13 protein-coding genes are annotated in these 21,721 nt (G+C 72.5%); 8 read left to right on the plus strand and 5 right to left on the minus strand.

What is annotated here, in order from left to right:
• The first annotated feature begins 534 nt into the window (after positions 1-534).
• The gene (locus PG878_RS19945; RefSeq protein WP_209030135.1) at positions 535-2,364 is read left to right on the plus strand and encodes a monovalent cation:proton antiporter-2 (CPA2) family protein; all 1,830 of its coding nucleotides are present in this window, start codon (positions 535-537) and stop codon (positions 2,362-2,364) included.
• A gap of 464 nt (positions 2,365-2,828) precedes the next feature.
• On the opposite strand, the gene zwf is transcribed toward PG878_RS19945, so the two are convergent.
• Together zwf and PG878_RS19955 are read right to left on the minus strand one after the other, a co-directional pair.
• The gene (gene zwf, locus PG878_RS19950) at positions 2,829-4,610 is read right to left on the minus strand and encodes a glucose-6-phosphate dehydrogenase (protein WP_209030134.1); all 1,782 of its coding nucleotides are present in this window, start codon (positions 4,608-4,610) and stop codon (positions 2,829-2,831) included.
• Positions 4,607-6,397, minus strand: a complete 1,791-nt coding sequence (locus PG878_RS19955; protein ID WP_209030133.1) for a glycoside hydrolase family 15 protein — start codon at positions 6,395-6,397, stop codon at positions 4,607-4,609. Before PG878_RS19955 ends, zwf begins: the two co-directional genes overlap by 4 nt.
• Positions 6,398-6,518: 121 nt before the next feature.
• Between PG878_RS19955 and PG878_RS19960 the strand changes: the two genes are divergently transcribed.
• Positions 6,519-7,229: a response regulator transcription factor gene (locus tag PG878_RS19960; RefSeq protein ID WP_010341557.1), complete on the plus strand. Its 711-nt coding sequence runs from the start codon at positions 6,519-6,521 to the stop codon at positions 7,227-7,229.
• A gap of 54 nt (positions 7,230-7,283) precedes the next feature.
• On the opposite strand, the gene PG878_RS19965 is transcribed toward PG878_RS19960, so the two are convergent.
• Positions 7,284-8,654, minus strand: coding sequence for a sensor histidine kinase (locus PG878_RS19965; RefSeq protein ID WP_209030132.1), 1,371 nt, complete (start codon positions 8,652-8,654; stop codon positions 7,284-7,286).
• A 212-nt stretch (positions 8,655-8,866) separates the two neighbouring features.
• On the opposite strand from PG878_RS19965, the gene PG878_RS19970 reads away from it, so the two are divergent.
• Both PG878_RS19970 and PG878_RS19975 read left to right on the plus strand, forming a co-directional pair.
• Positions 8,867-11,215, plus strand: a complete 2,349-nt coding sequence (locus tag PG878_RS19970) for a YadA-like family protein (RefSeq protein WP_209030131.1) — start codon at positions 8,867-8,869, stop codon at positions 11,213-11,215.
• 64 nt (positions 11,216-11,279) lie between these two features.
• Positions 11,280-13,169, plus strand: a complete 1,890-nt coding sequence (locus PG878_RS19975) for a S8 family peptidase (protein ID WP_209030130.1) — start codon at positions 11,280-11,282, stop codon at positions 13,167-13,169.
• A gap of 296 nt (positions 13,170-13,465) precedes the next feature.
• Here the strand turns inward: PG878_RS19975 and PG878_RS19980 are convergent, their stop codons facing one another.
• Together PG878_RS19980 and PG878_RS19985 are read right to left on the minus strand one after the other, a co-directional pair.
• The gene (locus tag PG878_RS19980) at positions 13,466-16,783 is read right to left on the minus strand and encodes an ankyrin repeat domain-containing protein (RefSeq protein WP_209030129.1); all 3,318 of its coding nucleotides are present in this window, start codon (positions 16,781-16,783) and stop codon (positions 13,466-13,468) included.
• Entirely contained in the window at positions 16,776-17,036 is a 261-nt protein-coding gene (locus PG878_RS19985) for a YcgL domain-containing protein (protein WP_209030295.1), read from the minus strand. The genes PG878_RS19980 and PG878_RS19985 overlap by 8 nt, the downstream gene beginning before the upstream one ends.
• A 218-nt stretch (positions 17,037-17,254) precedes the next feature.
• On the opposite strand from PG878_RS19985, the gene PG878_RS19990 reads away from it, so the two are divergent.
• Genes PG878_RS19990 through PG878_RS20005 form a run of 4 tightly spaced genes read left to right on the plus strand, consistent with a single transcriptional unit; the run spans position 17,255 to position 21,679 of the window.
• Positions 17,255-18,454 carry a beta-ketoacyl-[acyl-carrier-protein] synthase family protein gene (locus PG878_RS19990; protein ID WP_209030294.1) on the plus strand — a complete coding sequence of 400 codons (1,200 nt, stop codon included), beginning with the start codon at positions 17,255-17,257 and terminating at the stop codon, positions 18,452-18,454.
• 8 nt (positions 18,455-18,462) lie between these two features.
• Positions 18,463-19,239: a beta-ketoacyl synthase chain length factor gene (locus tag PG878_RS19995; RefSeq protein WP_209030293.1), complete on the plus strand. Its 777-nt coding sequence runs from the start codon at positions 18,463-18,465 to the stop codon at positions 19,237-19,239.
• Positions 19,236-20,057: a glycosyltransferase family 2 protein gene (locus tag PG878_RS20000; protein WP_209030128.1), complete on the plus strand. Its 822-nt coding sequence runs from the start codon at positions 19,236-19,238 to the stop codon at positions 20,055-20,057. Before PG878_RS19995 ends, PG878_RS20000 begins: the two co-directional genes overlap by 4 nt.
• The gene (locus PG878_RS20005) at positions 20,054-21,679 is read left to right on the plus strand and encodes an NAD(P)/FAD-dependent oxidoreductase (protein ID WP_209030127.1); all 1,626 of its coding nucleotides are present in this window, start codon (positions 20,054-20,056) and stop codon (positions 21,677-21,679) included. Before PG878_RS20000 ends, PG878_RS20005 begins: the two co-directional genes overlap by 4 nt.
• The last annotated feature ends 42 nt before the right edge of the window (positions 21,680-21,721 follow it).

Raw genomic sequence — 21,721 nt, forward strand, 5'->3', positions numbered from 1 at the left:
TTGCGGCCGACCGTACCGCGGGTTCGGCGACAGGGCGCATTGCCGCGGTTCCGGCCTCCGCGCGTCGGGGCTGAAGCCCCTCCCACAGGGGCTTCGGTCGGTTGCTCGATGCTCACGGTTTGCGGGTGTTGCTGGATTCAACATGAACCCGACGGCGGCGCGCGCTCTTTGTGGGAGCGGGCTCAGGACACCTCGAATCACCCGTTTCTGCCGCGCATCCCACCGTCCCGTAAGAGCGGCTTCAGCCGCGACGCGGCGTGACCGGCAAGGCACGGTCGCGGCTGAAGCCGCGCCTACGCGTGTGCGCTTGTGCTTGCTCGAGACTCCCTTCAGGCGCGACGCGACCGAGCCACAGGCCCACAGGCACAGCACCCTGATCGGGCTGCCGTCCCCTCCCCGACAGCAAGGCCGGCAGCACCGCCCATCCGCCCCCGACCTCCCGGATTCGCACAGCCCAACGGACACCCGCCCACACGGCCCGGGTCAGCAGACGGTCGCATTGACGGCCGCATAATGCGGCGATGGAGACGACTCGTGCATAGCGGCGGCTTGGAACTGGCGCTGGTGCTGCTGCTGGCCGCGGTGATCGCGGTGCCGGTGTTCAAGCGGCTGGGCCTGGGTGCGGTGCTGGCCTACCTGGCCGCCGGCGTGGTGCTGGGGCCGGACGGGCTGGGCTTCGTGCAGGACACCGAGCGCATCCTCAACGCCGCCGAGATCGGCGTGGTGATGCTGCTGTTCCTGATCGGCCTGGAACTGTCGCCGGCGCGATTGAAGGTGATGCGGCATGCGGTGTTCGGCGCCGGGTCGGCCCAGGTCGCGCTGACCGCGCTGCCGCTGGGTGCGCTGGCGCTGTGCATGGGCCTGAACTGGAAGAGCGCGCTGGTGATCGGCCTGGCGCTGGCGCTGTCCTCCACCGCGGTGGGCCTGCAGCTGCTGGCCGAGCGCAAGGCGCTCAACAGCGACTATGGCCGGCTCGGCTTCGCCATCCTGCTGTTCCAGGACCTGATCGCGATCCCGCTGCTGGCCGCGGTGCCGCTGCTCGGCGGCGCCAAGAACGACACCCTGACCTGGTCGGAAGTGGGCCAGGCGCTGGGCGCGCTGGCCCTGGTGGTGCTGTGCGGGCGCTTCGTGCTGCGCCACCTGTTCCGCACGGTGGCGCGCACGCGCATGCCCGAAGTGTTCACCGCCAGCGCGCTACTGGTGGTGCTGGGCACTGCCTGGTTCCTGCAGAAGGCGGGGCTGAGTCCCAGCCTGGGTGCGTTCCTGGCCGGCGTGCTGCTGGCCGACTCGGAGTTCCGCCACGAACTCGAAGCGCAGATCGAGCCGTTCCAGGGCCTGCTGCTGGGCGTGTTCTTCATCGCCGTGGGCATGGGCATCGACCTGGACCGCATCGTCGCCGAGCCGTGGCTGATCGCCGGCGCCGTGGCCACGCTGCTGCTGGTCAAGTTCGCGCTGCTGGCCGGCATCGGCCGCGTGCTGCGCCTGCCCTGGCGCAGCGCGCTGCTGCTGGGCAGCCTGCTGTGGCTGGGCGGCGAGTTCGCCTTCGTGGTGTTCACCGAGGCGCAGCGCGTGCGCCTGCTCGACGACGCCACCCACGACCGCCTGGTCGCAGTGGTCGGCGTATCGATGGCGCTGACGCCGCTGCTGCTGATCGGCATGCAGCGCCTGCTCGGCGGCGGCGAGGCCGGCAAGGGCAAGCAGCCACCACCGCCGGCCGCGCAGTACGACACCGTGGATGCGCAGCGTGCGCAGGTGCTGATCGCCGGCATGGGCCGCTTCGGCCAGATCGTGGCGCGCCTGCTGACCGCGCAGCGCATCCCGTTCGTGGCGCTGGAACACAATCCGGACACGGTGGAGGACCTGCGCCGTTTCGGCAACCAGCTCTACTACGGCGACCCCAGCCGCCCGGACCTGCTGCGCGCGGCCGGCAGCGACGGCATCCGCCTCTTCGTGGTGGCGATGGACGACCCGGAGACCAACATCAAGACCACGCGGCTGATCCGCCGGCTCTACCCCACCGCCAAGGTGCTGGCGCGTGCGCGCAACCGCCAGCACGCCTGGCGGCTGATGGACCTGGGCGCCGAGCCGTTCCGCGAGGTGTTCGCCTCCAGCCTGGAGCTGAGCGAACAGGTGCTGCTTGGCCTGGGCCTGGACGCGGCCACCGCGCGCGACCGCATCGCCCGTTTCCGCGAGCACGACACGCAACTGCTGCGCGCCCAGCACCTGGTCTACGACGACGAGGCCGCGGTGGTGCAGACCGCGCGCGCGGCGCGCGCCGACCTGACCAAGCTGTTCGAGGCCGACGTCAACGATCCGACGGCCGGACCGGCGGATGGGACCGGCGTGGGGCGGCCTCGCGGTTGATACGGGCGGCGTGGGTGTGGCCGGGGCCGCATGGTGTGCTGCTGGCGTGCGATGCGATGTGCGGTCGCGTCGCTGCCGCTCACCGCGGCCACTCCACCGCCGTGCGCGACCGGTCGCGGGATGCTGAGCAACCGCCAAGCTGCAGCCAGATTGCGCCATGCTGCGGCTGCCATCCGACATGGTCGCGTCGGGGCTGAAGCCCCTCCCACAATGACGGTCGACAGCGTCCGCGGAGGGTGGCGCCTTTGCTGGCTGCGACAACAGGGCGGTGGACTCCCACGGCATGCCGGCTCGCCAAGGCCTATGTTCGGCAATCGCGCTGCGTCCGCACGCCGCCAATCCTTCCATGTGGGAGGGGCTTCAGCCCCGACTGCAGAATCTCGCCGCCGTCGCTGCGCCGCTCCTGCTGACATGGAGGCCTCTCCCCGAGCACTGGCGCTCACGCCAGCGCCCGGGGCACCGCTTCAGCGCTTGCGCGCAGGACGCTTCGCGGCGCTGCTGGCCGTGCGCTTGACGGCGTTCTTCGCGGTGCTCTTGGCGACCCTCTTCGCCGTCGGCGTCTTTGCCGGCGCCGCGGCGGGCTTGGCCCTGGTCGACTTGCGTGCCTTGGGCGAAGCGGAGGCATCGGCCGCCTTGCCCCCGCCACGCTTCGGCGCCGGCGTCACCGGCCGGGTCTCGGTCGTGGCGGTGGCTTCGGGCGGGCGCCGCGGCGGTGGGCGGCGCCCGGCGGTCAGGGTGCGCCAGGTATGGCCGCCGTTGAGCGCCAGCAGCGCGTCGGCCGCGGCCGGGCCGGCGCTGCCGGCCGGGTACTGCGGGGTTTCGTCGGCCGAGGTCTGCCAGGCGTCGAGGATGGGCTGCACGATGGTCCAGGCCGCCTCGACCATGGTCGCGTCCTGGAACAGCCCGGCCTCGCCGTGCATGCAGTCCTGCAGCAGGCGCTCGTAGCCCACCGTGTATTCCTTGGGGAACCAGTCGCGGTAGCGGAAGTCCATGCGCACCGGCGCCAGGCTGACCCGTGCGCCTGGGCGCTTGACGTCGAACTGCAGCGAGATGCCCTCGTCCGGCTGGATGTGCAGCACCAGCCAGTCGGGGCCGTAGCCGCCGATCTCGGCGCTGCGCAGCGGCGCCAGCGGCGCCGGCTTGAAGCGGATCGCGATCTCGGTGGTGCGCTCGCGCAGGCGCTTGCCGGTGCGCAGGTAGAACGGCACGCCGGCCCAGCGCCAGGTGTCGACCTGCAGCTTCATCGCCACATAGGTTTCGGTATTGGAATCCGGCGGCACCGTGTCTTCCTCGCGGTAACCGGGCACCGCATTGCGGCCGATCGCGCCGGCCGCGTACTGGCCGCGCACCACGTCGGCGGGGCTCAGCGGCCGCACCGCCTCGATCACCTCGGCGCGCCGGCGCAGCATCGCTGCCGGGGTGAACGCCGCCGGCGGTTCCATCGCGATCATCGCCAGCAACTGGAACAGGTGATTGGGCACCATGTCGCGCAGGCAGCCGGTGGGGTCGTAGAAGCCGCCGCGGCCTTCCACGCCGATGGTCTCGGCCGCGGTGATCTGCACGTGGTCGATGCGGTCGCGGTTCCACACCGGCTCGAACAGGCCGTTGGCGAAGCGGAACGCGAGGATGTTCTGCACCGTTTCCTTGCCCAGGAAATGGTCGATGCGGAACACCTGGTCCTCGTCGAGCACGCGCCCGACGATGGCGTTGAGCTCGCGCGCGCTCTGCAGATCGTGGCCGAACGGCTTCTCCACGATCACCCGGCGCCAACCGCCGCTGGCGCTCTGCTTGACCAGCCCGGCCGCGCCCAACTGCTCGATCACCGGCGCGAAGAAACGCGCCGCGGTGGCCAGGTAGAACAGCACGTTGCCGCCGGTGCGGTACTGCGCACCGATCTTCTCCAGCAGCGCGCCCAGGCTGCGGTAGGTACCGGCATCGTTGAAGTCGCCGCGCAGGTAGTGCAGGCGCGAACGCAGCCAGCCCCACACCTCTTCGTCCAGACCATCGGCCTTGAACTCGGCGTCGCGGTCGGCCATCAGCCCGCGCATCGCATCGCCGAGCATGCGCCGCCACGCCACCTCGCTGACCGCACCGTGGTCCACGCCGATCACCGCGAATTCCTCGGGCAGCGCGCCGCTGTGGCGCAGGTTGTACAGCGCCGGCAGCACCAGGCGCCGGGTCAGGTCGCCGCGGGCGCCGAACACCACGATCAGGCAGGGAGGGGTGGTCTGGGAGGCATCGCTCATGGAGGGGTGTCCTGTTCGCCGATCAAGCCATGCAGGCGCAGCGCCGCGTGGACCAGCGCCACGTGCGAATAGCCCTGCGGGAAATTGCCGAGCATGCGGCCGCTGCGCGGGTCGTACTCCTCGGCCAGCAGGCCGACGTCGTTGCACAGCCCGAGCAGGCGCTCGAACAGCCCGCGCGCCTGCTCGCGGCGGCCGAGCAGCGCGTAGTTCTCCACCAGCCAGAAGCTGCAGGCGATGAAGGTGCCCTCGCCGGCCGGCAGGCCGTCGCCGCTGGCGTCGTCGGCGCGGTAGCGCTCGACCAGGCCGTCGATGCTCAGGCGTGCGGCGATGGCGTCGGCGGTGGCGGCCACGCGCGGATCGTCCGGCGGCAGGAAGCCGACCAGCGGAATCAGCAGCGTCGCCGCGTCCAGCCGCTCGCTGCCGTAGCTCTGCACGAAGTAGCCGTCGCGGTGCACGCCCTGCGCCAGCACCTGCGCGTGGATCTCGTCGGCCAGCGCGCGCCAGTGCGCGCGTTGCGCGGCATCGGCATCGGTGACGCCATCGCGCGCGCCGCAGTCGAACGCCAGCCACGCCATCACCTTGGAATGCACGAAGTGCTGGCGCTTGTCGCGGATCTCCCAGATGCCCTCGTCCGGATCACGCCAGCGCTGCTCCAGCACCTCCAGCAACTGCCGCGCCAGCGAGCGGCCATGCACGGCCGTGGCCATGCCCTCGTGGTGGCCGCGGTGGAACGCGGCGATCACCTCGCCATAGACGTCGAGCTGGAACTGGCCGACCGCGGCATTGCCCACGCGCACCGGCGAGGCGCCTTCGTAGCCGGGCAGCCAGTCCACCTGCCATTCGGCCATGCGCCGCTCGCCACCGATGCCGTACAGCGCCTGCAACTGGTCCGGCGAGCCGGCCACGGTGCGCTGCAGCCAGCCGTGGAACGCGGCGGCCTCGTCGAAATAGCCGGCCGCGCGCAACGCGGTGAGAGTGAACACCGCATCGCGCAGCCAGCAGAAGCGATAGTCCCAATTGCGCTCGCCACCCAGGCGCTCGGGCAGCGAGGTGGTCGGCGCGGCGACGATGGCGCCGGTGGGCAGGTAGCTCAGGCCCTTCAACACCACCAGCGAACGCCGCACCGCCTCGGTCCACGGGCCGGCATGCAGGCAGCGGTGCGACCAGCCGTGCCAGAACGCCTCGGTCTGGGCCAGCGCCTGCTCCGGCTCCAGCAGCGGCGGCAGCTCCAGGTGCGAGGCACCGTGGCTGAGCACGAACCAGGTGCTCTCGCCGGCCTCCAGCACGAACTCGGCCTCGGTGGCGAAGCCATGGCCGTGCATGGGCTGCGGGCTGCGCACGGCGATCTGGTCCGGCCCGGCCACCGCCTGCAGGCCGCCGTCGATCTGCGAGACCCAGGGAATGGTGCGGCCGTAGTTGAAGCGCAACTGCAGCTGCATGCGCAGCGGCACCTTGCCGTGCAGGCCGCGCACGATCCGCACCACGTGGTTGTGCAGTACCTCGTCGTGGCTGGCGACCATGAAGTCGAGCAGCGCCACCGCGCCGGTATCGGTCTCGAACCGCGTCTCCAGCACCAGGCTGCCGTCGCGGTAGGCGCGGGCGCTGGTGAAGGCGCCCTGCGGCGCGATCGCCCAGCGGCCGTGGTCGGGTTCGCCGAGCAGGGCGGCGAACAGGGCATCGGAATCGAAGCGCGGCAGACATAGCCAGTCGATCGAGCCGCGACGGTCCACCAGGGCCGCGCTGCGGCAGTTGCCGAGCATGGCGTAGTCTTCGATTCGCGAGGCCATCGTCGGCGCCGGCACGGAGGAGCGGCGAGTCTGCCAGCGCCGGTGTTTGCATCGCGTAATCGCCGCAGCGCGCCGTTCAGGCGCGCGCAAGCGCTCGGCTGCGGCTACACTGCGGCTGCGCATGACTTCCGATCCCGCTGCCGCCGCCCTGCGCACTCTGGTCCTGGAGGACGATCCGATACTGCGCGATCGCATCCTGGTACCGGGCCTGCGCCGCTTCGGCTTCGCCGCCGACGGCTGCGGCACCGGCGCCGAACTGCAGCAGCGGGTGCAGCGCGAGGGTGCCGAGATCGTGGTGCTGGATGTCGGCCTGCCCGATACCGATGGCTTCACCCTGGCCGGCGCGCTGCGGCAGCAGTACCCGGACCTCGGCATCGTCATGCTGACCAGTCTGGGCCAGACGGAGGACCGCATCCGCGGCCTGACCGGCGGCGCCGATGCCTACCTGTCCAAACCGGTGGAAATCGACCTGCTGGCCGCGACCCTGCACAGCCTGGCGCGGCGCGTGAGCGGACGCCCGCCGGCAGCGCCGGCGCGCGGGCGCTGGCAGATGAGCGAAGACGGCTGGTGCCTGCTGTCGCCGTCCGGCGCCGCCGCCGCATTGACCGGCAGCGAGCGCCGCCTGTGCCTGCGCCTGCTCGAGCAACCGGGCCTGCTGGTGGCGCGCGAGGCGCTGATCGCCGCCCTCACCGACCGCGTCTACGACTTCGACGCGCACCGCCTGGATTCGATGGTGCACCGCCTGCGCAGCAAGGTGCAGCGCCGCTGCGGCGAACCGCTGCCGCTGGCCGCGGTGCACGGCAAGGGCTACATCCTCGATCCCGCCGGCTGACCCGCCACTCGCCATCGCACGCCGCGCAGCGCGGGCAGTCGCGGCAGGCCAGGCCTACGCCGGCCCGGAGGCCGGCACCGCATCGGCATGCGGCAGCACGATACGGAAGCGCGTGCCCACGCCCACCGTGCTGTGCACCTGGATCCGGCCGCCGGCGCGCACCACCAGATCGCGCACCACCGCCAGGCCCAGGCCGGTGCCGCTGTCGGCGGGCTTGGTGCTGTAGAACGGCTCGAACACCTGCGCGGCCACCTCCGCCGGCATGCCGTGGCCGTCGTCGGCGACCTCGATGACGGTGCCGTCGTCCTCGCTGGAGACGGCGATATCGAAATGGCCGCGGTCGGCGATCGCGTCGCGGCTGTTGGAGGCCAGGTTCAGCAGCATCAGGTCGAACTGGCTGCGCTCGAAGCGGATCGGTGCCGGCGCCGCCGGCAGCGAACAGCGCAGCACGATCCGCGCTTCCAGCAACTGCCGCAGCATCGGCTGCAAGGCCTCCACCGCGGCCGCGGCGTCGAAGCGTTCGACATGCTCGGCATCGCGGCGGCTGAAGCGCAGCAGCCGGCGCACGATGGTCATGCCGCGCTCGGCCGATGCCTCCACCGCGGCCAGGCTGTCCTCCAGGTGCGCGATGCGTTGCGCGTCGCCGTCCAGATCGTCGTCGTGGCGTGCGGCGGCGAAGCCGGACATCACCGCCAGGATGTTGTTGAAATCGTGGGCCAGGCCGCTGGCCATGCGCTCGGTGATCTCGCGCTTCTGCGCGTGGATCAATTGGGTCTGCGCGCGCTCCCGCTCCTGCATTTCCTGCTGCAGGCGCTGGCCGCGCGCGTTGGACTCGCGCAGGCTTTCGCGCAGCGCCTCGGTGGTGCGGTCCAGCAGCAGTGCCACCAGCAGGTAACTGAACAGCACCGGCGGCACGTTGTAGAACGCGCGCGCCGGCTCGGCGGCGAATTCCACCAGGACATCGTGCCAGACGCCGACGCCGAGCATCAGCAGCAAGGCCACGAACGTCACCCACAGCGCGCGGCGCCCGAGCACCAGACCGGCCAGGATCAACACCAGCATCTGCGCCAACTGGTCCGGCAACTGGTTCTGGAAACCGTGGATCGCGGCGTTGACCAGCAGCGAGCCGAGCATGGCCCCGAGCGCCAGCCGCACCCCGCCACGCAAGGCGCCGTGGCGCACGCGCACGAAGCCGATCGCCGCGCACACGCCGATCAACAGACTCATGCCCAGCGACACCACCATGCCCGCCGGCACCGCCTGCCCACGCAGCTGCGGCCAGGCCAGGACCAGCGCCACCGCGATCGTGGCGGGAATGGTCACCGCCAGGAACAACAGCAGCAGCTGGATCACCCGCGCATTGCGCCGATCCACCTCGTCCAGCAGCGGCGCGCGGCCCAGCCAGTTCCAGAACGCCTTCGCCATGCCGCCGTACTCCATTCTCGTTCAGTGAGAATTTGATGATGATCATGCGAGAACTTGCAGGTGACAAGCCGGTGACGGCGGGCCTAAGTTCGCATGACGGAACGCGCCCGGGGACGACGGCGCGACATCCAGACCACTCCTGACCGATACGGAGGCGCACACGCGCCGCCGACGTCGCCTTCTGCCCTGCCGTTTCCCAGCCCGAGATCGCCATGAACGATTGCACTTCCCCCCTTGGCACCGCCACCCGTCATCCGATTCCCCGCGCCTACAGCACCCTGGCCCTGGCCTGCGCGCTGTGCCTGACCTCGACGGCGATGGCGCAGACGCCCGCCGCCGCGGCGACCGTGACGGCTGCCACCACCCAGCCCGCCGCCGCCACCACCGGCACCGACGCCACAGCCACCGACGCCAACGCGACCCCGGCCGCGACCACCTACGACCCCAGCGTCTACTTCAAGGCCACCGGCAGCGCCGACAGCAATGCCGGCGCCGACGCCGAAGGCGATGAAGCGCTGGCCGCCGGCGAGGCCGCCTCGGCGGTCGGCACCGGCGCCATGGCGCTGGGCGGCGGTGCGGTCGGCTATGCAGACCACGCGCTGGCGGTGGGCCACAACAGCCTGGCCACCGAGATCTCCACCACCGCCGTCGGCGGCATGCTCGACGTGGACTACTCGTACCTGTCCGGCGGCGTGAAGATCCTGCAGCAGACCTCCGCCACCGGCATGGCCGCCACCGCGCTGGGCGCCGGCGCCCAGGCCAGCGGCAAGTTCAACGTGGCCGCCGGTGCCGGCGCGATCGCCAGCGACCGTTCCAGCGTCGCCGTCGGCGGCATCGTCGACATAGGCGAAGACAGCTTGAGCAGTGAAGGCATGCAGTTGCAGGCCACCCAGGCCACCGGTCCGCTGTCGACCGCGCTGGGCGGCGGCGCGATGGCCACCGCCTACAACGCGACCGCGGTCGGCGCACTGGCCGAAGCCAGCGCGAACCGCACCCTCGCCGTGGGCTCCACCGCGCTGGCCAACCAGTACGCCGCCGTGGCGGTGGGCGCGCAGAGCCAGGCCACCGCCGAGTGGGCGACCGCCTTCGGCAACGCCGCCCGCGCCTGGGGCACCAACAGCGTGGCCCTCGGCCCCAGCGCGTTCGCGCAGAGCGACTACGGCACCGCGGTCGGCCCGGGGGCGTTCGCCGGCGGCGTCGGCGCCACCGCGCTCGGCAACGGTTCCTGGGCCGGTGGCACCCGCAGCCTGGCCCTCGGCGCGGCGACGGTGTGGAACGGCAACTTCTTCCTCGATACGCCAGTGATGTTCTACGACAGCATCGCCATGGGCACCAAGGCCGACGTATTCGGCGACCGCTCGATCGCGATCGGTCCGGACGCGCGGGTCGGCAACTCGCAGTTCGTCGACGGCAAGCTGACCATCACCAACAACAGCGTGGCGCTGGGTGCCGGGTCGATCACCGAACGCGACAACACCGTGTCCATCGGCACGGCGGGCGCCGAGCGCCAGCTCACCAACCTGGCTGCCGGCACCATGGACACCGATGCGGTCAACCTGGCGCAGCTGCGCAACGTCGCCGCCGCGTTCGGCGCCGGCAGCGTGGTCGACGCCAACGGCAACCTGATCGGCGGCAACTACCTGGTGCAGGGCAATCACTACACCGACCTGGGTTCGGCGATGGGCGCGCTCGACACCGCCCTGACCGGCTTCGGCAACCGCCTCAACACCATCGGCGGGTCCGGCGGCATCAGCATCGGCGACGGCGGCGGGGCGGCCAGCGCCCCCAGCACCGGTGCCGGCACCAACGCCGTGGCCGTGGGCTCCGGGGCCACCGCCAACGGCAACAACGGCCTGGCGATGGGCGCGCAGGCCCTGGCCTACGGCCCCAACGACACCGCCATCGGCGGCAATGCCCAGGTCAATGCCGACGGCAGCACCGCGGTCGGCGCCAACGCCCGCGTCGCCGCGGTGGCGACCAATGCGGTGGCGGTCGGCGAGAGCGCAAGTGCCTCGGCCGCCTCGGCCACCGCGCTCGGCCAGGGCGCCTCGGCCAGTGCCGCCAACTCCGTGGCACTGGGCCAGGGCTCGGTCGCCGATCGCGCCAACACGGTGTCGGTGGGCAGCGCCGGCAACGAGCGCCAGGTCGCCAACGTCGCCGCCGGCAGCGCCGACACCGACGCGGTCAACGTGGCGCAGATGCGCGCCGGCAACAACGCCACCCTGAGCAGCGCCAACGCCTACACCAACACCCGCATCACCGCGCTGGACGACAGCTTCAACCAGTTGCGCACCGACACCGAGCACCGCCTGGACGGCATGGACCGGCGCATGGACAAGCTCGGCGCGATGAGCGCGGCGATGCTCAACATGGCGGTCAACGCCGCCGGCACGCAGAGCCCGCGCGGGCGCGTGTCGGTCGGCGCCGGCTTCCAGGGCGGGCAGCAGGCGCTGTCGGTCGGCTACGCCCGCAAGATCGGCGAGCGCGCCTCGTTCAGCCTGGGCGGCGCCTTCAGCAGCGGCGAGTCCTCGGCCGGCATCGGCGTGGGTATCGATCTGTGACGTACCGCGGCGCCGCGTGCGCCGCGGTTTTCTCCTTCTCTCCTCTCTCTTCCAGGATCCGCAGATGATGTCTTCCAACACCCTCGCCGCTGCCCTCGCCGCCGTCCTGTTCGCCGGTGGCGCGCAGGCGGCCACTCCCACCATCCCCCTGGGCGGCGTTCAGGGCCCGGTGCCGCAATCGGCCAGCGCCAACGACCTGGGCCAGCGCTTCATCGTCAAGACCCGCGATGGCGGCACCCAGGCGCGCAGCATGCTCGCCACCACCCTGAGCAGCGCGGTGGCGCGCAGCGGCATGCAGCGCGCCCAGATCAGCAGCAATGGCCTGACCCTGCGCAGCGCGGTCAGCGCCAAGGTGCTGCGCGACATGGCGGTACCGGGCTGGCACGTGGTGCAGACCTCGCGCCACCTCAGCGACAGCGAGCGCGCCGCCTTCATCGCCGAACTCAAGGCCGACCCGTCGGTGGAATCGGTGCAGGTCGACCGCCTGTACCAGCGCCTGGACGAGGCCAGCGTGCGCGGGCCGGCCGTCGCCGCGGCCGCCGCCTCCACCACGCCCAACGATCCGGCCTACGCCAAGCTGCAGTGGAACTTCAACAACGCGGTCGGCGGGGTCAACGCCGAGCAGGGCTGGACCCGCTCCACCGGCAAGGGCGTGGTGGTGGCGGTGGTCGACACCGGCGTGGTCAAGAATAACCCCGACCTGGCCGCCAACGTGCTGCCGGGCTACGACATGATCACCGACCACCGCGTCTCGCGCCGCGCCACCGATGGCCGCGCGCCCGGCGGCGACGACCTGGGCGACTGGGTGGAGGCCGACTACTGCGTCCCGCTGGGCGCCAGCGGCAATGCGCCGGAAAACAGCTCCTGGCACGGCAGCCACGTCTCCGGCACCATCGCCCAGGTCACCAACAACAACCTGGCCACCGCCGGCCTGGCCTACGACGCCAAGATCCTGCCGGTGCGCGTGCTCGGCTCCTGCGGCGGCTTCGGCAGCGACATCGCCGACGGCATGCTGTGGGCCGCCGGCCTGCCGGTGGACGGCCTGCCGACCAACCCGAACCCGGCCGAGGTGATCAACATGAGCCTGGGCAGCAGCGGCCCGGACAGCTGCCCGCAGCTCTACCAGGACGCGATCGACAAGATCAACGCCAAGGGCACCATCATCGTGGTCGCCGCCGGCAACTCCAACGCCGATGCCGGCACCTACACCATGTCCTCGTGCAAGGGCGTCATCAGCGTCGGCGCCTCGCGCATCAACGGCGGCCGCGCCAGCTACTCCAACTACGGCACCCGCGTGGACCTCGCCGCGCCGGGCGGCGGCGGCGACGTCGACGGCAACCCCGGCGGCTACATCTTCCAGGTGATCAACGGCGGCACGCAGAGCCCGACCAGCGACTGGCAGATCGGCGGCATGGCCGGCACCTCGATGGCCTCCCCGCACGTGGCCGCGGCGGTGGCGCTGGTGCAGAGCATCGCCAAGACCCCGTTCACCTGGACCGGCATGCGCGAGCTGCTGCGCGCCAGTGCGCGGCCGTTCCCGGTGGCGATCGCCAGCAACACGCCGATCGGCGCCGGCATCCTGGACGTGGACATGCTGCTGCAGATGGTCACCAACCCGCCGTGCGATCCGTCGGACAGCAGCTGCGTGCCGCCGACCAAGACGATGACCAACAAGGTCGAGATGCGCGGCCTCAGCAGCCAGGGCGGCGACGCGCTGTACAGCTTCCAGGCCGCGGCCGGGAGCACGGTCAGCTTCATGACCTTCGGCGGCACCGGCAACGTGGCGATGTACGTGTCAGCCGGCAAGGTGCCGACCAGCAGCAGCGCCGACGCCCGCTCCACCCGCCCCGGTACCACCACCCAGACGGTCCGCGTCACCCCGTCCAGCGCCACGACCTACTACGTGCGCCTGAGCGGCAGCTACAGCGGCCTGACCGTGGTCGGCCGGCAGTAAGGCCCGATCGCGCGGCGGCGCCGTTCGCCGCCGCGCGGCGTGCGCGGGAGGACACCCTCCCGCCGCGCATCCGAAAGCAGCGACGTGCCCGCCATGACGCAATTGGCCCGCCTTCCGGCGGGCTTTTTTTATGGTGGCGCACCGCGATGCCGCGCGATGCAGCAAGCCCCTCTCCCACCGGGAGCGGGATTGGGGTGAGGGTGCGGCACGAGGCGCGTGCAATGGGCGACGCGAGGCTGCGCCTACCCTCATCCGGCCCTCCGGGCCACCTTCTCCCGGTGGGAGAAGGAAGCGCGTTAACGGCTTTCGCGCAGGAACCGGGCCATCGAGGACACGCCCGGCAGCGCCGGCTGGAACTGCCCGGCGACATCGACGAAACCGCGCATCACCGCGATCTCGCGCGGCGTACGGTTCAAGGTATCGCGCAGTTCCGGATCGGCGCCGGCGCGCAGCAGGCGCTGCACCAGCAGCGGCAGGCCGTGCAGTGCGGCCAGATGCAGCGGGCCGAAGCCGCGCGGATCCTGCACCTCCAGGCTGACGTCCTCGTCGAGCAGGCGCTCGACACCGGCCAGCACCACCGGTTCCTCGCAGGCCGTGCCCGGTTCGGCGCGCGCGCCCAGCAGCAGCAACAGCGGCGTGACGCCACCGGCGGAGCCGCGGTCGGCCTCGGCGCCGGCCAGCAGCAAGGTGTCCAGCAGCGCCAGCAGGCGCGTCTTGTCGCGCGCGGTGAAGCCGTACAGCGCGGCGCAGTGCAGCGGCGCCAGTTGCTGGGCGTCGCCGGCATGCACGTCGGCACCGGCGGCCAGCAGCCGCGCGGCGATGTCCGGCAGGCCCAGCGCGCAGGCCAGCATCAGCACGGTGACCCCGCCCGGCAGGCGGTGCTCGATCTGCGCGCCGGCCTGCAGCAACGCCGCGACGATCTCGGTCTGGCGCATGCTCACCGCCGCCGACAGCGGCGTGGCGCCGCTGGCCGCGGCGTGCTGCAGATCGGCGCCGCGCGACAGCAACAGTTTCACCGCCTCGGCATGACCGCCGCCGGCGGCGCGCAGCAACGCGGTGCAGCCCTGCGCGTCCACCGCATCCACCGGCAGGCCCAGGTCGATCAGGCGGCGGATCGCCTCGGCATCGCCGACCATCGCCGCGGCCGGTACGTCGGCCTCGCGCAGCGGGCGCCGCGGCAGCGGCCAGGTGCGCCAGTCCAGCCAGTCGGCCAGGTCGCGGCGGCCGCTGGCCAGGGCCACGCCGAGCGGGGTCTGGCCGTCGGCGGCGCGCGCGTCCGGCGAGGCGCCCTGCAGGATCAGCAGTTTCAGCGAGGCCTCGCGGCCCAGCGCGGCGGCCAGGTGCAGCGCGGTCATGCCGTGGCTGTCGCGCGCCTCGCGGTCGGCGCCGCGCTCGAGCAACTGCAGTTGCAGGCGCAGCCAGCCCAGCCGCACCGCCAGCGACAGCGGCGGATCGCCGGCCGGCGAGGGCGCGAACGGATCGGCGCCGCGTTCGAGCAGTTCCAGGGCGAACTGTTCCAGCGCGCGCGAGGCATGATCGTGCTGGGCACAGGCGGCAAGCAGCCGGGTCAGGCCGCCGCGGCCGGCCGGCGACACGCCGTGGCGCAGCATCGCCTGCAGGCTGGGCACCGCCTCCACGCCGCGCGAGAGCAGCGCGAACATCGGCGTGTCGCCGCAGGCATCCAGTACCTCCGGCGCGGCGCCGTGCGCCAGCAGCCAGTCCACCGCCTGCGCGTTCAGCGCCAGCGGCGCATCGTGCAGCAGCGCGCCCAGTTCCTCGGGCGCACACAGCCGCGCCAGCGCGGCCAGGCCCTCGCGCGGCTGGCCCAGTTGCAGGCCCTCGCGCAGCAGTTCCAGCGGCGGCCGGTCGGGCAGGCCGGCCGGGCCGCTCTCGCCCTGGCCGTCGCTGACCGCGGCCGGCAGCGGGTAGTCCGGGTCCAGCGCGGACACGATCGCCCAGCGCCCGGCTTCGGCGGCCAGGTCGACGGCGCGGCGGCCGCTCTGGTCCGGCTGCGCCGGTGCCACGCCCAGCTCCAGCAGGCGCCGGATCAGGCCGGGGGCGACGTGGTCGGCGGTGCAGGCCAGCAGGATCGCGTTGCGGCCGTCGCCGTCGACCGCGGCCAGGTCCGGCTTGTGCGGCAGCAGCCGTTCCAGCACCGCCACGCGGCCGTGGCGGGCGGCTTCCAGCCACGGCGTGCGGCCCAGCGCGTCGCGCGCTTCCAGGTTGGCGCCGGCGCCGAGCAGGGCCTGCACGATCTCCACGTGACCGGCCTGCGCCGCCTCGTGCAGCGCGCTGCGGCGCTGGCGATCGCGCGCGTCGACCCGCGCCTTGTGCTTGAGCAGCAACTGCACGCCGGCCGGATCGTCTTCCTCGGTGCCGGCCGCGGCCAGCAGCACCGGGCTGGCCTCGGCCGGCTCCGGCTTGGCGCCGCGCTCGAGCAGGAACTTGGCCATGCGCCAGTTGCCGACCTGGCAGGCCACCGCCAGCGGGGTCAGGCCGTCGCGGTTGGCTGCGTCCAGTTCGGCGGCGGCGTCGCGCAGCAGCGCGGCCACGCCCGGATCGGAGCTGCGCGCGGCGTGATGCAGCGGGGTGTTGCCGTCGCCGTCGCTGGCGCGCGGGTCGGCGCCGTTGGCGAGCAGGGTCATCACTGCCTCCGGGCGGCCATGCCAGCTGTCGCGGGTGGCGGCCAGCAGCGGGGTCATGCCCAGGTGCGGGCGATTGACGTCGACCCCTCGCACGATCAGTTCGCGCAGCAGGCGCAGGTCCGGCAATACCGCGGCCAGCACCGGCAGGCTGCGCTGGTCGCGCCACTCGGCGGCGGGCAGCGCGTGCGGATCGGCGCCGGCCTGCAGCAACTGCAGCGCGCGATCGACACGGCCGCCGCGGGCGGCGTCGTACAGCGCCGCATGCAGTTCGTCCTGCGCCGGCGGCGGCTCGTCCGCGCGCGGCGCGGCATTGGCGCTGAGTTCGGCGAACAGGTCGGCCGAGGACACCGGCGGGGTCAGCGTCTGCGGCGGGGCCACCCGTTGCAGGCCGGCGTGCAGCAACGGCGACAGCAACGCGTAGGCCAGCGCCAGCGGCCAGCGCGCGGCGTCGGCAAGCAGGCCCGGCCAGGCCAGCACCACGCCGAGCCCGGCCAGCACCAGCACCAGCGCAGCCACCGCCAGCCCCCGCCAGGCCTGCACGTCCTGCTGCGCCAGCGCGTGCCAGCGCGCGCCCAGCGCGCCGCCCTCGGCATCGCTGCCGTGCCACAGTGGCCAGGTCCGCCACAGCCCGAGCAGCGCCGCGCTGGCGGCCACGCTCAGCGCCAGCGCCGCGGCCAGGCTGCCGCTGTCGTGCAGCGCCGCCAGCGGCCAGGCCACCAGCACCGCGACCAGCGCCATGCCGCCGGCCCACAGCACCAGCAGCGGCGCGACGGCACCGACCAGCTCGCGCGCGGCGTGCGGGCGCGGCCGGCTGCCGCGCTGCCAGGACAGCGCCAGGGCGAACGCCGGCTGCGCCAGCCAGGCGCCCAGCGCGGCGGCCAGCGGGCCGAATCCGGCGGCCAGCGCCAGCACCGCGCCGAGCGCGGCGGCGAGCATCGGCGCACGCGCGCGGAGAAAGGAGTCAGTCATCGTGTCGATCGGTGGTGCCGGGCAGGGACGGCGGCAATTGCAGATGGAAGCCGCAGCCGGCGAGGTTGGCGCGCACCGCGGCCGGATCGGCGCGGGCCAGCCTGCGTTCAGCGGTCAGTGCCACTTCGAGCACGAACGCCAGCGGCTGCAGCGACGCCAGCAGCGCCGGCGGCAGACGGCCGAAGTCGTCGCGGGCGGCGAGATACAGATAGGTGTCCGGCTTGCGTTGGCTTTTGTAGACGTAGGCTTGCATGCCCGTGGCGTGCGCCTGGCGTGGAAAGGCAAGCGATTGTGGAGGAAATGCGCCAGCGGCGAAAGCGCACGCCGGCCCTGCGCTGAACGGATCCAGGGCAGGCACACCATTCACGTTCGCCTCGTTGGCGGTTCACGGCATCACCGAATGCGTCGATATACTGCGGTGATTGTCCTTGTATGGAAGACCGCGTGACCGAAGCGTCCTCGTCGCCCCGGATGGCCCCGGTGGCCATCCGCGCCTACACCGCGACCAACGCGCTCGGCAGCGGGCTGCAGGCCCAGGCCGCAGCGCTGCGCGAGGGCCGCAGCGGCCTGCGCCGCAACGATTTCGGCCCGCAACCGCTGGAATGCTGGATCGGCCGGGTGGACGCGCTGGAAACCGCGGCGCTGCCGGACGCCCTGGCCGCCTGGGAATGCCGCAACAACCGTCTGGCCTGGCTGGCGCTGCAGCAGGACGGCATGGCCGCCGCCGTGGCCGCCGCGGCGCAGCGGCATGGCCCCGAACGGGTGGCGGTGGTGATGGGCACCTCCACCTCCAGCATCGGCGCCAGCGAGGAGGCCTACACCCGGCTCGAACACGACGCGGACGGCCCGCGCATTCCCGCCGACCTGGATCGGCCGATCGTGCACACCCCGCATTCGCTCGGCGATTTCGTGCGCGCCGCCACCGGCCTGCGCGGCCCGTGCATCACCGTCGCCACCGCGTGCTCGTCCAGCGCCAAGGTGTTCGCCCAGGCGGCGCGGCTGATCGCCGCAGGCGTGGTCGACGCGGCGCTGGTCGGCGGCGTGGACACGCTGTGCGGCAGCGTGCTGTTCGGCTTCAACTCGCTGCAGGTGGTGTCGCCGGAACCGTGCCGGCCGTTCGACGTGCGCCGGGTCGGGCTGTCGCTGGGCGAGGCCGGCGGCTACGCGCTGCTGGAACGCGCCGATGCCGTCGACGCGCCGCCGGCGCAGGCGCTGCTGTGCGGCTACGGCGAATCCAGCGACGCCCACCACATGTCCGCGCCGCATCCGCAGGGCCTGGGCGCCGGCCTGGCGATGCGCGGTGCGCTGCAGCGCGCCGGCGTGGACGCGGCCGAGGTCGGGTATCTCAACCTGCACGGCACCGCGACCCCGGCCAACGACAGCGTCGAGGCCGCCGCGGTGGCGGCGCTGTTCCCGCCCACCCTGCACGCCAGTTCGACCAAGGCCTGGACCGGGCATACGCTCGGCGCCGCCGGCATCGTCGAGTCGGTGTTCGCCCTGCTGGCGCTGCGCGACGGCCTGTTGCCCGGCACCCTCAACAGCGAACTGCCCGATCCCGCCTGCGGCCCGCAGATCCGCTTCGCCACCGCCCATGCACAGGTCCGCTACGCGATGAACAACTCCTTCGGCTTCGGCGGCAACAACTGCTCGCTGCTGTTCGGCCGCGCATGAGCACGCCGATGCTGCACGCGACGATCGAAGGCATCGGGTTCTGGGCGCCGGGGCTGCCGTCGTGGACGCTGGCGCAGGCGTTCGCGCGCGGCGAAGGCGCGCCGCTGGAGACGCCTGGACGGCCGTCGCCGCAGCTGCTGGCGCCCAACGAGCGCCGGCGCGCGCCGGACACGGTGGCGGTGTCGCTGGATGCGGCGCTGGCCGCCTGCCAGGACGCAGGCCGCGATCCGGCCACGCTGCCGTCGGTGTTCACCTCCACCCACGGCGACCTGGCGATCACCGACTACATGTGCACCACCCTGGCCAGCGACCCGCTGTCGGTGTCGCCGACCAAGTTCCACAATTCGGTGCACAACGCCGCCGCCGGCTACTGGACCATCGGCGCCGGCGCCACCGCCGCGGCGACCGCGATCAGCGCGCACTTTGGCAGCTTCGCACAGGGCCTGCTGGAAGCGCTGTCGCAACTGGCCGCGGGCGAAGACGCGGTGCTGCTGGTCGGCTACGACAGCCGCTCGGTGGGCGCGCTAGGCCGCATCGCGCGCAGCGAAGGCCTGCTCGGCGGTGCGCTGGTGCTGAGCGCCGGCGCACGCGACGGCAAGCCGCAGTTGCAGGTGCAGTTGCGCGACGGCACCGCCGCGGCCGGCGACGGCCCGCTGGCGCGCCACGCCGCAGGCAACGCGATGGCGCCGATGCTGCCGCTGTTCGACGCGCTGGCGCTGGGCGGCAGCGGCTGCGTGCTCGATGCAGGCGGCGGCCGTTGCCTGCAGCTAGGCCTGCACGCATGAGCCGCACGCCGCTGACCGCCGCCGACGCCGCGATCCTGATCCCGGCCCTCAACGAACGGCTGCGCATCCGCGAGGTGGTCGGCGACGCGCTGGCGCACTGCCCGCGGGTGATCGTGGTCGACGACGGCTCCGACGACGGCACCAGCGACTGCATCGCCGACCTGCCGGTGACCCTGCTGCGCCACCCGCAGCGCCGCGGCAAGGGCGCGGCGCTGCGCAGCGGCTTCGCCGAGGCGCAGCGCCAGGGCGCGCGCGCGGTGATGACCATGGACGGCGACGGCCAGCACAGTGCCGCCGATTTCCCGCGGCTGCTGGCCGCGGCCAACCGCCATCCCGGCTGCGTGATCGTCGGCGCGCGCCTGCGCAAGCGCGCCAGCCAGCCGCCGATCCGCCGCATCGGCAACGATTTCGGCGACTGGGGCATCGCCTGGGGCTGCGGCTTTCGCCTGGTCGACAGCCAGAGCGGCCAGCGCCTGTACCCGCAGTCGGTCTACACCCTGCCCGACGTGCCCGGCGAAGGTTTCGTGTTCGAGGCGCAACTGCTGATCTCGGCGGCGCGCCAGGCCGGCGCGCGGGTGGTGGCGGTGCCGATCGAGACCCGCTACGCCAGCCAGACCCCCGGCACCTTCCGCAAGAGCCACTTCCGGCTGGTGCGCGATCTGTGGAAGATCACCTCGCACGTCATCGTGCAGGTGTGGACCTACGGGCACGTGGTGCGCGAGTACCGGCGCACCCGCGCCAACCCGGTGCTGATCGACGACGCCGACGGCACCCTCGACACGGCACCTATCGCCGTCGCCAAGGAAAAGACGACATGAAGGCAGCGCAGGCGGATGTGGCGATTCTGGGCGGCGGACTGGCCGGACTGACCCTGGCGCTGCAGTTGCGCCAGCGCGACCCGCAACTGCGCATCCGCGTGCTGGAGCGGCGCGCGCACCCGGTGCGCGAGGCCGCGTTCAAGGTCGGCGAGTCCTCGGTGGAGATCGGCGCGCACTACTTCGCCGAGGTGCTGGGCCTGCGCGAGCACCTGGATGCCGAACAGATCCGCAAGTTCGGCTTCCGCTTCTTCTTCTCCGACCGGCGCGCCGACATCGACCAGTGCACCGAGCTGGGCGTGAGCCAGTTACTGCCGACCCCGTCGTGGCAGATCGACCGCGGCCGCTTCGAGAACTTTCTCGGGCAGCGCGCGCGCGAGATGGGCGTGGAATTCCTCGACGGCAGCACGGTGCGCGGCGTCGACCTGGCCGAGGACGACGGCGACCATTGCGTGCGCTATACCCGCGACGGCGCCGACGCCCACCTGCAGGCACGCTGGGTGATCGATGCCAGCGGCCGCGCCGGCCTGCTCAAGCGCAAGCTCGGGCTGGCCCAGGACAACGCGCACCAGGCCAACGCGGTGTGGTGGCGGGTGGACGGACTGGTCGATCCCAACGGCTGGTCGCAGGACAGCGCCTGGCTGCAGCGTTGCACGCCGCCGGACCGCTGGCGCTCGACCAACCACATGTGCGGCCCCGGCTACTGGTTCTGGCTGATCCCGCTGTCCTCCGGCGCGCATTCGCTGGGCATCGTCTGCGATGCCGCCCTGCATCCGCTGGAGACCATGAACACCCACGCCAAGGCGATGGACTGGCTGCGCACGCACCAGCCGCAGGTGGCCAGCACGCTGGAGCGCAGCGAGCACACGGTGCAGGACTTCCTGTTCCTGCGCGACTTCTCCTATGGCTGCAAGCAGGTGTTCTCGGCGCAGCGCTGGGCGCTGACCGGCGAGGCCGGCGTGTTCCTGGACCCGTTCTATTCGCCGGGCAGCGACTTCATCGCCATCAGCAACACCTACATCTGCGAACTGATCGGGCGCGAGCGCGCCGGGCGCGACATCGCACCGTATGCCGAGCTGTACCAGCAGCTGTACTTCTCGTTCTACGAGAACACCCTGACCCTGTACCAGGACCAGTACCCGCTGTTCGGCGACGCCCAGGTGATGCCGGTCAAGGTGATCTGGGACTACACCTACTACTGGTCGCTGCTGGCGCCGCTGTACTGCACCGACCGCATCGCCGACCTGGCGGTGCTGGGTCGGCTGCGCCCGGCACTGCAGCAGGCCAGCGCGCTCAACCTGGGCATGCAGGCGCTGCTGCGCGACTGGGGCGCGGCCAACCGCGCGCAGGCCGCGGCGGTGGCCGACGGGCGGCTGCTGGACCAGTACCTGATCGGGTGGTTCCACGAACTCAACCGCGCGCTGAGCGACCGCCTGGACGATGCCGCGTTCGTCGCCCGCCTGCACGGCAACGTCGCGCGCATGGCGGAACTGGCCGGGGAGATCCTGGCGCGCGCCCGCCAGCAGCATCCGATGCTGGCCGACCACGGCCTGCTGGACGCCTGCCGCGACGCGCAAACGCCGCTGCCGGTGCTGTCGCCGGCCTGGTACGCGGACGCCGCCTGATTCGCGCGCAGGGCCGTGCCGCCCTGCAACAACGCGCGCTTC

It is taken from the genome of Xanthomonas hawaiiensis, from assembly GCF_031834635.1.
Classification (GTDB): Bacteria; Pseudomonadota; Gammaproteobacteria; order Xanthomonadales; family Xanthomonadaceae; genus Xanthomonas_A; species Xanthomonas_A sacchari.

Bases quoted from the DNA above. Each gene is read 5' to 3' on its own strand.
- PG878_RS19980 (WP_209030129.1), bottom strand. From the start codon at position 16,783: ATGACTGACTCCTTTCTCCGCGCGCGTGCGCCGATGCTCGCCGCCGCG.
- PG878_RS20005 (WP_209030127.1), top strand. From the start codon at position 20,054: ATGAAGGCAGCGCAGGCGGATGTGGCGATTCTGGGCGGCGGACTGGCC.
- PG878_RS19955 (WP_209030133.1), bottom strand. From the start codon at position 6,397: ATGGCCTCGCGAATCGAAGACTACGCCATGCTCGGCAACTGCCGCAGC.
- zwf (WP_209030134.1), bottom strand. From the start codon at position 4,610: ATGAGCGATGCCTCCCAGACCACCCCTCCCTGCCTGATCGTGGTGTTC.
- PG878_RS19965 (WP_209030132.1), bottom strand. From the start codon at position 8,654: ATGGCGAAGGCGTTCTGGAACTGGCTGGGCCGCGCGCCGCTGCTGGAC.
- PG878_RS19990 (WP_209030294.1), top strand. From the start codon at position 17,255: ATGGCCCCGGTGGCCATCCGCGCCTACACCGCGACCAACGCGCTCGGC.
- PG878_RS19970 (WP_209030131.1), top strand. From the start codon at position 8,867: ATGAACGATTGCACTTCCCCCCTTGGCACCGCCACCCGTCATCCGATT.
- PG878_RS19985 (WP_209030295.1), bottom strand. From the start codon at position 17,036: ATGCAAGCCTACGTCTACAAAAGCCAACGCAAGCCGGACACCTATCTG.
- PG878_RS20000 (WP_209030128.1), top strand. From the start codon at position 19,236: ATGAGCCGCACGCCGCTGACCGCCGCCGACGCCGCGATCCTGATCCCG.
- PG878_RS19995 (WP_209030293.1), top strand. From the start codon at position 18,463: ATGCTGCACGCGACGATCGAAGGCATCGGGTTCTGGGCGCCGGGGCTG.
- PG878_RS19975 (WP_209030130.1), top strand. From the start codon at position 11,280: ATGATGTCTTCCAACACCCTCGCCGCTGCCCTCGCCGCCGTCCTGTTC.
- PG878_RS19960 (WP_010341557.1), top strand. From the start codon at position 6,519: ATGACTTCCGATCCCGCTGCCGCCGCCCTGCGCACTCTGGTCCTGGAG.